The following is a 13,864-nucleotide window of genomic DNA, read 5'->3' on the forward strand; positions in this document are numbered from 1 at the left end:
CGCGGTTTTCACGGTTTCGGCCCGCGAACGTCCCGCCGAGCCGGAAAAACGCCGCTATTACTCCGACGCCCGGTCCTTCAGCGGATCGAGTTCGCGCCATTCCCCGCGCACCCGGCCTTCGAGCGGATGGAAGCGGACCTTGTAGGCCATCTTGCGGCTCTCCTTGATCCAGTATCCGAGGTAAAGGTAGGGCAGCTGCATGCGGCGGCAGACTTCGATCTGCCACAGGATGCCGTAGGTGCCGTAGCTCGCGCGCTCGACGTCGGGGTCGTAGAAGGTGTAGACGCTCGAAAGCCCGTCGGTGAGGCGGTCGATCACGCTGACCATGCGCAACACGCCGTCCTCGCGGAACTCGACGAGGCGGGTGTCGACATGGCTCTGCAACAGAAAGTGCGAATACTGCTCGCGGTTGTCCTGATCCATGCCGCCGCCGGCGTGACGTGCCATCTGGTAGCGCTGGTAAAGCGCGTAATGCTCTTCCGAATACGCGAGTTCCTGCTCGCTCGCTCGCAAGTCCCGATGCTGATTCCACGCGCGCCGCTGGCTGCGGTCCGCTTCGAAGCGGTTGACCGGCACCCGTACGGGCACGCAGGCGCGGCAATGATCGCAGTACGGGCGGTAGGTGAACATTCCGCTGCGGCGGAAGCCGTTGCGGACGAGTTCGCTGTACACGGGGGTGTCGATCAGGTGGCCGGGCGTGGCGACCTGCGATCGGGCGACCCGGTCCGGAAGGTACGAACAGGCGTAAGGCGCGGTGGCGTAAAACTGGATCAGTGCGTAGGGATAGTCCTTCTGCATGGCCGGCCCGTCATCATTTATTTCAAAAAACCTCCGCCCCACCGACTTGTGTCCAGCGCTGGGGCGGCCGGTCTTCTCGTGTCCATGAGGCGAGGCCGGTGCAAAAATCGCGCCGGCTCATTTCCTCCGCGCCGAGCGACAGCAGGTGAGGTGTCGTCATCTGGCAGTCGATCACCGCGAAATCCTGCTGCTTCAGGTACTGGGCGAGGTGCGCGAGCGCGACCTTCGAAGCGTCGGACCTGCGGCTGAACATCGACTCACCGAAGAATGCCCGACCGAGGGCGATTCCGTACAGCCCCCCGACCAGTTCGTCGCCGGCCCAGGATTCGACACTGTGCGCATATCCGAGTTCGTGCATGCGCTGGTAGGCCTCCTGCATCTCGACGGTGATCCACGTGCCGGGGTCGGTCCCGCGGGGCGCGGCGCAACTGGCGACGACGTCGCGGAAAGCCGTGTCGAAGCGGACTTCATAGCGGCCCTGGCGCAAGGTCCTGCGCAGCGAACGGCTGATCCGCATCTTCGGGGGAAACAGAACGAGGCGCGGGTCGGGGCTCCACCACAGGATCGGCTGGTCCGCGCTGTACCACGGGAAGATGCCGCGCCGGTAAGCGGCGAGCAGCCACTCCGGGGACAGTTGGCCACCGACCGCCAGGAGGCCGTTCGGCTCGCTCAACGCGCTTTCGACCGGCGGAAATCCCGGCCCTTCGAGCCACGGGATCATTGCACCGGCTGCGTGAGCCGCTGATCCTGCTGAGCGTGCGCGGCGTCGTCCGAGTTCTCGTGGAAGGTCACGACATGGTCGACGTCGAGCCGGATCCCGATCTTCTCGCCGATCGCGTGGTTGTGGTGGCTCGGCACCAGGGATAGCACGCGAGCGCCGCTGGCGAGCCGCAGCGTGTACAGAATGTCGGCGCCGCGGAATGCCTTGTGCACGACTTCCGCCTTCAGGTCGCTCGCGTCGTCGTGGACGATGTCGTCGGGCCGCAGCAGGACCTCGACGGGGCAGTTGCGGGCGCACTCGCTGCAGCCGATTCCGCACTCCGCGGGGATCGCGCTGTTCAGCCTGCCGAGTTCGACTTCCACTTGCTCGTCATTCACGACGTGCCCCGGCAGGAACACCCCCTGTCCGATGAAATCCGCGACGAAGCGGTTCGCGGGGCGATGGTAGAGGTTGTACGGCGTGTCCCATTGCTGGATTCGCCCTTCGTTCATGATGCCGATTTCGTCGGCGACCGCGAACGCTTCGTTCTGGTCGTGCGTGACCAGGATCGCCGTCGTGCGCGTGGCCTTGATGATGTCGCGCACTTCGTGCGACAGGCGCTCGCGCAGTTCGACGTCGAGGTTGGAGAACGGCTCGTCGAGCAGCAGCAAGTGCGGACGCGGCGCGAGCGCGCGGGCGAGGGCGACCCGCTGCTGCTGGCCGCCCGACATCTCGTGCGGATACTTGTTGCCCTGGTCGGCGAGGCCGACGATGCGCAGCAGCTCGGCAACGCGTTCGCGTTTTTGCGTCGCATTGAGTCCGCGCAGGCCGAAACCGATGTTCTCGGCGACGGACAGGTGCGGAAACAGCGCGTAATCCTGGAACACCATCCCGATCCGACGCCGCTCGGGCGGCAAATGCTTGCCGTGACCACTGACGACCTGGCCGTCGAGCCGGATCTCGCCGGCGGCGACCGGTTCGAAGCCCGCGATGCACCGCAGGACGGTGGTTTTGCCGCAGCCGGACGGCCCGAGCAGGCAGCCGATCTCGCCCTCTTCGAGGCACAACGAGAGCTTGCGGACGACGCGATTTCGGCCGAATGCGAGATCGATGTCGACGAGTTCGAGAAGGGACATGACGAGTCGGTGCGGACGTATTCGGAAAGGCCGATTATTGCACTCGGGCAATCCAAATGCGATCAATTATAATTTGCGCCGCTTTGCCGCGCGGAAGGGGTCCGGCGGTACGAAATACCGGGAGTGAGATGAAAGAGAAAGGGGGGAAGCACCCGCTCGGGCGCGACGGCTCGTCGTTGACGCTCGGCGCACTGGTGATCGCCATGCTGATCGCGATGCCGGTGATCTCGGTGTTCTCGAACGTTTTCGTCGGCGGCACGTCGGGCACGTGGGAACACCTCGCCGACACGGTCTTGCCGGAGTTCATCCGCAACACGGTGATCCTCTGCATCGGCGTCGGCCTGGGCGTGTCGAGCATCGGTATCACGACCGCGTGGCTCACGACGATGCTCGACTTCCCCGGCCGACGATTCTTCCAGTGGGCGCTGGTCCTCCCGCTCGCAGTTCCGGCTTACGTGATGGCCTACGTGTATACGGATTTCCTCCAGTTCGTCGGGCCGGTGCAGAGCTGGCTGCGGGAGACCTTCGGGTGGCGCGCCGGCGACTACTGGTTTCCGGACGTGCGCACGGTCGGCGGCGCGGTGGCGATGTTCATGTTCGTGCTCTATCCGTACGTCTACCTGCTCGCGCGCACCGCCTTCCTCGAGCGCGCCGGCGGGATGCTGGAAGCCGGACGGTCACTCGGTCTCGGCCCCTGGCGCTGCTTCTTCAAGGTTTCGCTCCCGCTCGCGCGGCCTGCGCTCGTCGCCGGCAGCGCACTCGCGCTGATGGAGACGCTCGCCGACTTCGGCACGGTCGCGTATTTCGGCGTCCAGACCTTCACGACCGGCATCTACCGCGCGTGGTTCTCGCTCGGCGACCGGATCGCCGCGGCCCAGTTGTCGGCCGCACTGCTCGCGTTCGTCGTGATCGTGCTGGTGCTCGAACATGCGAGCCGCGGCCGCGCGCGTTTCAACAACACGTCGCGTCAGCAGCGCGAACCCGTGCGGATCCGGCTGTCCCCGCTCGCGGGCTTGGTCGCCGCGCTTGCGTGCTTCATGCCGCTGTTGCTCGGATTCCTGCTGCCGGCCGGCCTGTTGCTCGAGATGGCGTTCAACGAGGGCGACGCGCAGTTCGGTGCGCGGTTCGTCGATCTCGCGCGGAACAGCTTCGTGCTCGCTTCGGTCACCGCGGTGCTGGCGGTCGCGCTCGCGCTGATCCTCGCCTATGCGGCGCGCCTCGCCCGCTCGCGGCTGCCGCCGGCGCTCAATCGTGTGGTCGGACTCGGCTACGCCGTCCCCGGCTCGGTCATCGCGGTCGGCGTGCTGATTCCGGTGACCCGGCTCGACGCGTACCTCGCTTCGGTGTGGCAGGAAGCGTTCGGCGTCAATCCGGGGCTGATACTGACCGGCGGCATCGCGGCTCTGGTGTATGCCTACCTCAGCCGCTTCCTCGCAGTTGCGCTGCACACCGTCGATTCGAGCCTGGGCAAGATCACGTCGAGCATGGACGATGCCTCGCGCTGTCTCGGTCTCGGCACCTGGGGAACCTTGCGCCGTGTCCACGTGCCGATCCTGCGCGGCAGTCTACTCACCGCGGGACTGCTCGTTTTTGTCGACGTCATGAAGGAGCTGCCGGCGACGCTCGTGATCCGGCCGTTCAACTTCGACACGCTGGCTACGCAGGCATATACGCTCGCGTCGGACGAGCGGCTCGCCGAAGCCTCGACCGCCGCGCTTACGATCGTCGTCGTCGGCCTGCTGCCGATGTTCGTCATTTCCCGCCAGATCGTGCGCGGGCGACGCAGAACGTACGAAGAGGCGGATGTGTAGGCGGTGCCGGGTTAAACTGATGGGAATCCAAGTATCGGAAAGCTGACATGAAGATCCTGCTGTGGTGCCACGACCTGATGAACCGGATGCGACTCGAGTCGGCCTGGAAGGCCGTCGGCGTGACGATGCTGAAGCGGAACTCCGCCGAAGTGCCCGATTGCATCGTGGTCGACCTCGCCAACAGTCGGGCCCTTGAACAGATTCGCGAGCTGCGCGAGGTGCATCCGCAGGTCGACATCATCGCCTTCGGAGCGCAGATGGACAGCGATACCTTCAGGCAGGCGCAGGAGGCCGGCGCGACCGAGATCGCCGCGTCCGGCTCGATCGAGCACCGCGTCACGCGCCGTTTGTCGAACTGAAAAAACGGAGCGTGCGGGACGTTCTTCCGCATCGTCGCCCTGTGAGCAGATCGAATGGCAGGAAAAGCCCGAACAATGGGATAATGCCGCGATGAATTCCCCGCAACCGATATCCCCGCGTCGTCGCCTGCAGGAGCTGCTGGCCATCCCGGACAGTCAGCGCACCGACGCCGAGTGGGACGAACTCAACGAACTCGAAATCTCGCTCGCCCCGGGCAATCGCGCCGGGGCGCCGGATCCGGTCGTGCGTCGCACGGGCCAGACGCCGAGCGGAGCGCAGCGCAAGTCGCCGCGCGGCCCGAGAACCGACCGTCCGCCGAGACCTTCCGGCGGTACGCCGAAACCCGCCTCCGCTCAGGCGAAACCAGCGGAAGACGGGCAGCCGCGAAAGCCGGCACGAAAATTCCGCAAGCGCCCGCCGAAGCCGCCGGCTGAGCAATAAGAGACTAGCAACGCGGCGGAGCGCGCGTCTCACGTCCAGTCGCCGTGACTGCTGTTCCGCGGCCACTCCGCAAAGGCGGCCCTAGCGCTAATTACTTCCGGTCCGTACTCCTGTCGCCCGCGCGGCCACCAAACGAATTCGAAACGAAAAAAGCCGCCCGAAGGCGGCTTGTCGTTTGCCGCTCGCGCTGATCAGCGGAAACCGGCGCGGTCGAACACCCGCTGGGCTTCGGCGGCGCTCTTCGCGAGGTTGCCGATCGGCTGCGTGTCGGCCTTGAACTCGCCGAGCTTGTCCAGGGCGGGGTTCGACACCTTGACGCTCTCGACCACCGGCCATTCGTTGTTGCCGTTCGCGAAGTACTTCTGCGCGTCGTCGGACGCGAGGTACTCGAGGAACTTGACCGCCGCACCCTTGTTCGGCGCGCTCTTCAGCATGCCCGCGCCCGATACGTTGATGTGCGTGCCCCAGGTTTTCTGGTTCGGCCACACCGCCCCGATCTTCGCGACGACGGCCTTGTCTTCGTCCTTCGTCGAATTCATCAGGCGGGCGAGGTAGTAGCTGTTCGCGATCGCGACGCCGCATTCGCCCGCGGCGACGGCCTTGATCTGATCGGTGTCGCCGCCCTTCGGCGCGCGCGCGAAGTTCGCGACGAGATCGCGGGCCCACTTTTCGGTGGCTTCGACGCCGTCGTGATTGATCATCGCCGCGCCGAGCGAGATGTTGTACGGGTGGCTGCCCGAGCGCGTGCACACCTTGCCCTTAAGCGCCGGGTCCGCGAGGCTTTCGTAGGTCTGGACCTGCTCGGGTTTCACGGTGTCCTTGTTGTAGACGATCAGGCGTGCGCGCGTCGAATAGGAATACCAGTTGTCGGTGCGCAGGTGACTGGGGATCCGCTCTTCGAGCACCTTGGACTTCACCGGCGCGAAAATTCCCATTTCGTCGGCCTTTGCGAGGCGCGACGCATCGACCGTGATGAAGACGTCCGCCGGGCTGTTTGCGCCTTCGTTGCGGATGCGTTCGAGCAGCTCGTCTTCCTTCGCCTCGATGCGGTTGATCTTGATCCCCGTCTGCTTCGTGAAGTTCGAATACAGCGCCTCGTCCGTCTGGTAGTGGCGCGCCGAATAGAGGTTCAATTCGTTGTCCGCGGCTTGGACGTGCAGGGCAGAAAGACCGAGGCCGATCAGGGCGGAGGCAATGATGCTCTTCTTCATGACGTGATGCCTTTCAGGTGTGGTTGGTCATGGCGGCATACTAACGATAACAATTCGCAGTTGCAATCGATTCGTATTGGCTTCATCATGGATGCGAACGATTCGCAATAAGGAGATTTTCATGAACGCCCTGATCGTCGGCGCCGACCGCCTCGGCAACATTCCCGATGTGTTGGCCGGCTTCGGAATCAGCATCGCCGCGCATGTGAGCGGCCGCGACAGTTCGCACCAGCGCCGGGGTGCGGCGCTCCCGGCCGGGATCCAGCTCGTGATCCTGTTCACCGACTTCCTTGGGCACAACGTCATGCAGCGCTTTCGCGACGCAGCCAGCCGCGAGGGCGTGATGCTCGTCTGCTGCCGTCGCTCGGTCTGCGCCCTTCAGCAGGCGCTGGGTCGCAAGATCAGCCGCGACGACTGCGCGGGCTGCGTGGGGGCATGCCGGAAGAAGTGAAGAGGGCGGAGGCCTGCGATTCGCGAGGCTGCTGCTACCATTAGTCGCATGAAACAGTACCTCGAATCGCGATGCGAGCAGCTCGATGTGCGCGGGCTGCGCTACAACGTACGACACTGGGGCGAGCCCGACGCGCCGCCGGTGTTCTTTTTCCACGGCTGGATGGATAGCTCGGCAACGTTCCAGTTCGTCGTCGATGCGCTCGAGCGGGAATGGCACGTGATCGCGCCGGACTGGCGCGGCTTCGGGGCGACGCAATGGCTCGGAACGACGTATCAGTTTGCCGACTATTACGGCGATCTCGACGCGCTACTGGCCCACTATTCGTCCGATCGCCCGGCGCGCCTCGTCGGCCACAGCATGGGTGCGAACATCGCGAGCATTTATGCGTCGGTGCGTCCGGAGCGGGTGTCGCAGGTCGTGCTGCTCGACTTTCTCGGGTTGCCCGAAGCGGACGCCGCCGACGCGCCGGCGCAATTGCGGAAATGGCTCGACGGGGTCGCGCACGGCCCGGGACGCCGGGCGTATCCCGACCACGACGCGTTCGCTCGCCGGCTCATGCAGGCGAATCCGCGCCTGTCGCAGGAGCGCGCGGACTTCCTCGCGCGAAATATCGGTCGTCGGCGCGACGACGGACAAGTCGAGATCGCGGCGGACCCGTGGCACAAGGTGCGATCGGCGAAGCCGTACCGGCTCGACGAAGCCATGGCGTGCTGGCGCGCGATCGAGGCGCCGGCGCTGATGCTGATCGCCGATCGCGGCTACATCCACGACCGATTTGACAGCATCCCGGGGGAGTGTCAACGGCGGCTGGAGTGTTTCGCACAGGCGCGTGTCGTCACGATCCGCGATGCCGGGCACAACATCCAACACGATCAGCCGGAGCAGGTCGCGGCGGCCCTCGAGGAGTTTCTGTCGCGCGACTGATTTCCGCCCGACCCGCAGTCTTTGCGCGCCGGACGGACAGAAAGCGGATTTACGGCAGCGCCGGCAAGGTCGCTTCGGCCTCGGGCAGCAGTCTGCGGGCGCCGTTGAAGCGCTTGGTCCAGTACGCGGTGTCCATTTCCTCGATGCGCACCTTGCCGCCCCGGGACGGCGCGTGCAGGAAGCGGCCTTCACCCATATAGATGCCGACGTGCGAGAAGGCGCGACGCATCGTGTTGAAGAACACCAGATCCCCCGGCTTCAGGTCGTCCATTCCGACCTTGTCGCCGAGCCGGGCCATGTCGCGCGCGGTGCGCGGGAGGTCGAGCCCGAGCGCGTTGCGGAACACGTTCTGCACCAGACCGCTGCAGTCGAGCCCGGTCTCGGGCGAATTGCCGCCGAAGCGGTAACGGATGCCGAGATACTCCATGCCCTGGTTGACCAGATCCTGCGCCGCGGTGCCGTAGCGTTCGAGCAGGTGGCTTTCGTCGCTTTCCGGTTGCTGGAGGCTTTCCGACGCATTGAGCGGCGGGACGGCGGCGAGGAAAAGGGCGGTGGCGAATGCGGCGAAACGGACCGTGTTGCAGGTCGCGCCGGTAAGTGTGCTGCGGGAAAACGTCATCCGTGAGGCCTCAAGTGGCGGTGCGAGCGTTCCAGCTCGGCAAGGCTGCGCGGGGTGTTCAGGCCGAGCGAGACGGCCCGGGGTTGTGCGGCGAGCATCAGCTGGGCGATCGCCCAGGCATCGCCTAGGGCGTGATGGCGCTGGAAGGTTTCGATGCCGAACGCCTTCATCCAGTCGGCGAGGCGCGCCGGACCGGCGATCCGCTCGCCGTAAAGCGCCGGCAGAAGCCAGTACAGGTCGATCCAGAGCCATTCGAGCTCGACCGCGAGGTGCTGCGCGAGTGCGCGTTCGAGCATGTCCTTATTGACGCCGGAGTTATACACGACGACCGGGCCGGCCCCCGCGAACGTCAGCAGGTTCGCGAGTGCGGTCGAGGGGTCGGGGTCGAGCTTTGCGTAGAAGCTTTCCCGCGGCGACAGCAGGCCACCGTCGATGGCGACCGCCCCGACGGCAAGTACATGGTCGATGTCGGGGTCGAACCCGCTCGCCTCGGTATTGACGACGACGTAACGCGATTCGAAATGCTGCAGGCCGGGGCTGGGCGTCGGCAGCGCCCGCCAGTGCGCGAGCGCTTCGCGCAGCGCAGGATCGAGCGCGTCGGGTTCGTTTCGCGTCGCGAGAAGGCGTGTCAGCCAGCTCACAGCTGATAGTCCAGTTTCAAACGCAACTGGAGCTTGCGTGCCTGTCGGAACGCTTCCTTCAGGATGCGCCGGTCGAGTTCGTTGAGTTCGTCGGGGTCGATCCGGTTGTCGCCCGGGGCGTCGTGCTCGGTGTCGAGGTGTTGCGCGCGCAGGCGCAACAGCTGGATGAAATGGAAGCCGTCGATCAGCGCCGCCGTTTCGTCGGGCTGGATGCCGAGTTTTGCGCCGGCCTGGCGCAGCCGCTGCACGGTGCTGCTCGACGCGATGCCGGTGCGCAGCGCCTGGATGCGCGCGACGTCGACGAAGAGGCGCGCGCCGGATTTCTTCAGGTCCACCGTGCCGTCGTCCTCGACGACGAAGTCGCGGATGCGGCCGAGCGGCGGCGGGACGTCGAGCGCATTGGCGGCCATCATCCGCAGGAAAGTCGCATTACCCTTCACGACGCGATTGAGCCAGACGCGCAACTGGTCGCCGAGGCGCTCGTCGCCGCACAGTACGCGGTAGTCGAAGAAGATCGTCGCGTTGAGCAGGGCCTGTGGGTCGGGCTCGCGGATCCAGTCGCCGAACCGGCCTTTCCACTCGTCGAGCGTCAGGCACAGATCCGGATTGCTCGCCATGATGTTTCCCCGGCACAGCGGAAAACCGCAGGCGGCGAGGTTGTCGTTGATTTCCTTCGCGAACGCAAGGAGCCGCCGCTTCAGCGCCTCCTGGTCCGTCCCCTGCGCGCATTCGTAAATCAGGCCGTTGTCCTGGTCGGAAGACAGCGTCTGTTCGTGTCGCCCTTCGGAGCCGAACGCGAGCCACGCATAGCGGATGCCGTAGATGTCGTGGCGTGCGACGGCGAGTTCGATGACGCGCCGCGTCAGCGCGTCGTTGAGCGCGGAAATGAACAGGGTCAGCTGCTCGGCGCCGACGCCCTGCGCGATGAGATTCAACGCGAGCTGCCGGATGTCGCGGCTTGCCCGCTGCAGCGAATCGATTTCCTCGGCGCCCTCGATGCTCGCGCGCACCTGCTGCAGACCGATCCGTTGCAGCGTGAAGAGATCGCGCTCGGAGACGACGCCGGCGAGTTTGCCGTCGCTGTCGGTGACGAGCAGGTGGCGCACGCCGTGCGTGGCCATTTCGAGCGCCGCGTCGTAAGCCGATGCGGATGCCGGCATCGCATGCGGTCCGTGCGTCATGACCTCACCGATCGGGCGCTGCAGGTCGATTTGCGGCAGCACGACGCGCGGGAGCAGGTCGCTTTGCGTCAGGATGCCGACCGGCCGCTGCTCGGCGTCGGCGACGACGATGCAGCCCACCCGCATTTCCGCCATCCGCTCGCAGGCCGAGCGGATCGTCGCCTCGGGGGCAACGAAAACCGGTGCCTTCTTCACGAGCTGGCCCAGCGGCGTGGTCATCGTCTGCTGCTCGGCGGCGCGCTGCGAAAATGTGGCTTGCAGCTGCTGTCGCGATTGATTCAGCAGGCTGGCGATGTAACGCGTGCAGAAGACATGGAACACCGGGCTCATCTGCATGAGCTCGACGAAATTTTCGGCCGGCAACTGGTAGACGAAGCTGTCTTCGACCGCGACGTAGGCGTTCGTCGATGGCCGCTGCGCCGAAAGCGCGCCGATCGGGAAGCATTCGCCCGGGCCGAGCGTCAACATCGTGTAGTTGGTGACGCTCGCCGGACCGTACTGGCGCGCCTGCACCTTGCCGCGCTGGACGATGTGGAAATACTTTGGCTGGCCGGTTTCAGGCGTCAGGATTTCGCTGCCTTTCGCATGAAAGGCGAGGGCTACGTGCTCCGCGAGGAATTCGAGCGCGTCCGGCTCCATGCCGTTGAACGGCGAGAAGCGCTTGAGAAAATCCAAGCTGGCTCCGACGAGCATCCCGGGCGCGGTTACGGACATCGGCGGTCTGGTCGAAAAAATTGCCGCATTATAGGCGTGCTACCGAGAACTGGGGATCCCAGTCGCCCGGCGCGGGCTTTTTAGCGCCGAACGGTGCGTAGGGAGACCGTTTCCACTGGCGCCGGGCGCGGGACCTTGCTTCGATGCGGTCAGTCGGGCACATTCCGCTCCGCCGAAGCAGGCAACTCGGCCGCCGGTGCGCGTCCTGCCCGCGCCGGAATTTCAGCGAGAGTCGAAGATGAAAGACGGCATTTCCGGAGGCGTCTCCCCAAAAAAAGCGTCATGGTGGTCGAGACTGCTCGGCGACGACGAGGACGAGTGCGTGCCGCAGAGGGCGGCTGCGACGCCGGTCGCATCCGCGCCGGAGTCGTCGCCTACTCCGGCCGAGAATCGACGGGCAACGGTCCGTGTCGAAGCGCCGCTGGGGCAGCAGGACACGGTGCGCTTCTCGGTGCGCGGCAAGCCGTACGACGCGCCGATCCACGACCTGTCGCTCGGCGGTGTCAGCTTCTGGCTGCCGCGCGGCGAGTTCGCGCTGCTGACGCCGGGCATGAAGCTCGCGCAAGCGACCGTCGAGCGCGGCGAGCACCGCTTCGTCGCCGACCTCGAAGTGCGCGGAACGCGCAAGGTCAAAAGCTTCCTCGGCGGCGAGCAGCTCCACGTCGGCTGCCGATTCGAGCCGCTCGACGTCGATGCGAAGGCGGCGCTCGAGGCGGTGCTCGCCGAGCTCGGCGGCGGGCGCCCGCTGAAGTGATCCGAAAAAATTTTCGAACGCGCTTAAGTCGGTGCACACACGCGTCGCCCTGTACGGTTGAGGCCACCGAAACCGGCCGCAATGCATCAACCTACAGGAGTAGTACAAATGCTTAGCCTGCACACCAACGCAGCCGCCCTCTCGACCCAGAACGCCCTCGGCGGCACGCAGAAGGCGCTGACGACGTCGATGTCCCGCCTCGGCACCGGCTTCCGCATCAACTCGGCGATGGACGACGCGGCCGGCCTGCAGATCGCGACGCGCCTGAACGCGCAGAGCCGCGGCATGGCGGTTGCACAGCGCAACACGCAGAACGGCATCTCGATGTTGCAGACCGCGGAAGGCGCGCTGAACGAAGTGTCGAACATGGTGCTGCGGATGAAGGATCTCGCGACCGAGGCCGCGAACGGCACGACCAGCGCGTCGGACCGCACCGCGCTCGAAGCCGAGTTCACCGAGCTCGGCAACGAGATCACGAACATCATGACCAACACGAAGTTCGGTGGCCAAGTCCTGCTGACGGGAGGCAAGCTCGCCGCTGCCGTGAATTTCCAAATCGGCTCGGCCGCCGTGGAAACCTACGCGTTCGACGCGTCGACTCAGCTGGGCGCCCTCGACACCGCGATCACCGCGCTGAAGGGCGGCGACCTCGACGCGGCCGCCAATGCGGCGATCACCCTGGCCGAGACGACTGTCGACGCCATCGGCACGCTGCGTTCGAAGCTCGGTTCCGGCGCCAACCGCCTCGACCACGTCTATAACAACCTCGCGAACATCCGCACGAACACCGAGCAGGCGAAGGGCCGCATCATGGACGTCGATTACGCTTCCGAGACGGCAAACATGACGACGAAGCAGATGCTGATGCAGGCGAGCACGTCGATGCTGAAGCAGTCGGGCAGCATGTCGCAGCTCGTGATGTCGCTGATGCAGTAATTCCGCCGGGCGTGGCCGTTGCGGCCGCTCCGACGTCGAAGGCCGGCCGCGCACGCGGCCGGCTTTTCTTTTTTCAACACGCTCGCGATCGCATCCGTTCGGAGCCTGAATGTGCATCGACAGGATTCCGGCGGTCCCCCAGACGCCGCACGCGCGGCCGCGCGCGGATGATGGGCGCGGCCCGCCGACCGAGAAAGGCGACATGCTGCGGCTCGCGTTCGAGCGCGCGGCCGGCGACGACGTGCTCGTCGCCGACGGGCGCGGCTTCGCGCTGCGGCTCGCCGGCCTCGCGCGGCAAGCGCGTGAATTCGTCCCCGGCGATGTTCTGCTCTTGCGCGTGCTCGCGACCGCGCCGCGGCTCGAGCTCGAATTCCTCGGCACCTCGACGACGCCGCGCAACGCGGCGAACGTCGGCGCGGCGCTCGCGGGATTCGAGCTCGCGGCGATGCGGCTCGACCAGACTGTGGTACCGAGAATCTCGTGGCTGCTGCCCGACACGGGCGCGCTCGCGACGACGTGGTACCTGAAGGTGCGCGATGCCGGGCGCTCGGCCGGGGCCACGACGCCGATGCTGCCGCCGCCGAGCGCGGCGCCCGATGCGCCCGCGACCGCGCTGCAGCTTGCGTTCGAGCGTTGGGCGGTCCCGGTGTTCGCCTGGGGAGGATTGCCGGCGCAGCTGCGCTTCGTGCCGATCGGCGTCGACGAAGGTTCCGCGCCCCGGCGCGCCGCGCGGGCGATTGCGCTGCGCATCGAGCTTGCGCTGCCGGGGCTCGGGGCGGTGTCGGTGCAGGCGGTCGTCGCGGGCGGCACGGTTCGGCTGGCGCTGACAGCCGAGCGCACTGCGGCGCTCACGACCCTGCACGACGCGCTGCCCGCGATCACGGACGCACTCGCCGCGGCGGGGCTGTTGCTCGCCGACGCATCCGTCGCGCAGGAGACCACGCCAGTCGTAAGAGCGAAACAACTCACGGCGGCGCAGGCGCTGCACCTCGCGTCGATCGCCGCAGCGCTGACGCCGGGGCCGTTCCGCGCGGTCGCGGAAGTCGTCGTCGTGCTGCTGTCGGCGGCGCTCGCCGCAGCGCCGGGGCCGACGGGCGGCTGAGCGGGGCGTGGGCGCGCCGGTTTCAGGATCTGCGCACGAACCTGCTGCCCGGGGCGATCGCGCCGTTGCCCACCGGACGGCT

General features: G+C 66.3%; 14 protein-coding genes. 7 read left to right on the forward strand and 7 right to left on the reverse strand.

The window, feature by feature from the left end; genetic code table 11:
* Nucleotides 1-57: 57 nt before the first annotated feature.
* From ROZ37_RS16240 to ROZ37_RS16250, 3 genes are read right to left on the reverse strand one after another with little or no spacing between them, the layout of a single operon-like run.
* Nucleotides 58-798, reverse strand: coding sequence for an arginyltransferase (locus ROZ37_RS16240; RefSeq protein WP_312660884.1), 741 nt, complete (start codon nucleotides 796-798; stop codon nucleotides 58-60).
* Between the two features lie 22 nt (nucleotides 799-820).
* Nucleotides 821-1,519 carry a leucyl/phenylalanyl-tRNA--protein transferase gene (gene aat / locus ROZ37_RS16245; protein ID WP_312660885.1) on the reverse strand — a complete coding sequence of 233 codons (699 nt, stop codon included), beginning with the start codon at nucleotides 1,517-1,519 and terminating at the stop codon, nucleotides 821-823.
* Nucleotides 1,516-2,634, reverse strand: a complete 1,119-nt coding sequence (locus ROZ37_RS16250; protein WP_312660887.1) for an ABC transporter ATP-binding protein — start codon at nucleotides 2,632-2,634, stop codon at nucleotides 1,516-1,518. Before ROZ37_RS16250 ends, aat begins: the two co-directional genes overlap by 4 nt.
* Before the next feature lie 128 nt (nucleotides 2,635-2,762).
* On the opposite strand from ROZ37_RS16250, the gene ROZ37_RS16255 reads away from it, so the two are divergent.
* Together ROZ37_RS16255 and ROZ37_RS16260 are read left to right on the forward strand one after the other, a co-directional pair.
* Nucleotides 2,763-4,445 carry an iron ABC transporter permease gene (locus ROZ37_RS16255; protein WP_312660889.1) on the forward strand — a complete coding sequence of 561 codons (1,683 nt, stop codon included), beginning with the start codon at nucleotides 2,763-2,765 and terminating at the stop codon, nucleotides 4,443-4,445.
* Between the two features lie 47 nt (nucleotides 4,446-4,492).
* Nucleotides 4,493-4,804: a hypothetical protein gene (locus ROZ37_RS16260; RefSeq protein WP_312660890.1), complete on the forward strand. Its 312-nt coding sequence runs from the start codon at nucleotides 4,493-4,495 to the stop codon at nucleotides 4,802-4,804.
* Between the two features lie 633 nt (nucleotides 4,805-5,437).
* Here the strand turns inward: ROZ37_RS16260 and ROZ37_RS16265 are convergent.
* Nucleotides 5,438-6,457 (reverse strand): Fe(3+) ABC transporter substrate-binding protein, encoded by a 1,020-nt coding sequence (locus ROZ37_RS16265; protein ID WP_312660891.1) that lies wholly within the window; start codon nucleotides 6,455-6,457, stop codon nucleotides 5,438-5,440.
* Between the two features lie 121 nt (nucleotides 6,458-6,578).
* On the opposite strand from ROZ37_RS16265, the gene ROZ37_RS16270 reads away from it, so the two are divergent.
* Nucleotides 6,579-6,908, forward strand: a complete 330-nt coding sequence (locus ROZ37_RS16270) for a DUF2325 domain-containing protein (RefSeq protein WP_312660892.1) — start codon at nucleotides 6,579-6,581, stop codon at nucleotides 6,906-6,908.
* Between the two features lie 48 nt (nucleotides 6,909-6,956).
* The gene (locus ROZ37_RS16275) at nucleotides 6,957-7,835 is read left to right on the forward strand and encodes an alpha/beta hydrolase (protein ID WP_312660894.1); all 879 of its coding nucleotides are present in this window, start codon (nucleotides 6,957-6,959) and stop codon (nucleotides 7,833-7,835) included.
* Between the two features lie 49 nt (nucleotides 7,836-7,884).
* Here ROZ37_RS16275 and ROZ37_RS16280 read toward each other — a convergent pair whose 3' ends face one another.
* The 3 genes from ROZ37_RS16280 to ROZ37_RS16290 are packed head-to-tail and all read right to left on the reverse strand — an operon-like array spanning nucleotide 7,885 to nucleotide 10,990.
* A complete protein-coding gene (locus ROZ37_RS16280; RefSeq protein ID WP_312660896.1) occupies nucleotides 7,885-8,454 on the reverse strand; it encodes a C40 family peptidase in 570 nt (189 codons plus the stop codon).
* Nucleotides 8,451-9,095: a 3'-5' exonuclease gene (locus ROZ37_RS16285; protein WP_312660898.1), complete on the reverse strand. Its 645-nt coding sequence runs from the start codon at nucleotides 9,093-9,095 to the stop codon at nucleotides 8,451-8,453. Before ROZ37_RS16285 ends, ROZ37_RS16280 begins: the two co-directional genes overlap by 4 nt.
* Nucleotides 9,092-10,990 (reverse strand): DUF294 nucleotidyltransferase-like domain-containing protein, encoded by a 1,899-nt coding sequence (locus tag ROZ37_RS16290; RefSeq protein ID WP_312660900.1) that lies wholly within the window; start codon nucleotides 10,988-10,990, stop codon nucleotides 9,092-9,094. Before ROZ37_RS16290 ends, ROZ37_RS16285 begins: the two co-directional genes overlap by 4 nt.
* Before the next feature lie 238 nt (nucleotides 10,991-11,228).
* Here ROZ37_RS16290 and ROZ37_RS16295 point away from each other — a divergent pair, with 238 nt between their 5' ends.
* The 3 genes from ROZ37_RS16295 to ROZ37_RS16305 all read left to right on the forward strand — a co-directional run bounded on the left by ROZ37_RS16295 (nucleotide 11,229) and on the right by ROZ37_RS16305 (nucleotide 13,782).
* The gene (locus ROZ37_RS16295) at nucleotides 11,229-11,744 is read left to right on the forward strand and encodes a PilZ domain-containing protein (RefSeq protein WP_312660902.1); all 516 of its coding nucleotides are present in this window, start codon (nucleotides 11,229-11,231) and stop codon (nucleotides 11,742-11,744) included.
* Between the two features lie 108 nt (nucleotides 11,745-11,852).
* Nucleotides 11,853-12,680 (forward strand): flagellin, encoded by an 828-nt coding sequence (locus ROZ37_RS16300; RefSeq protein WP_312660903.1) that lies wholly within the window; start codon nucleotides 11,853-11,855, stop codon nucleotides 12,678-12,680.
* Nucleotides 12,681-12,789: 109 nt separating this feature from the next.
* Complete coding sequence (locus ROZ37_RS16305; RefSeq protein ID WP_312660904.1) at nucleotides 12,790-13,782, forward strand: flagellar hook-length control protein FliK; 993 nt, start codon at nucleotides 12,790-12,792, stop codon at nucleotides 13,780-13,782.
* The last annotated feature ends 82 nt before the right edge of the window (nucleotides 13,783-13,864 follow it).

This window comes from Aromatoleum sp. (assembly GCF_032027225.1).
Lineage (GTDB): Bacteria > Pseudomonadota > Gammaproteobacteria > Burkholderiales > Rhodocyclaceae > Aromatoleum.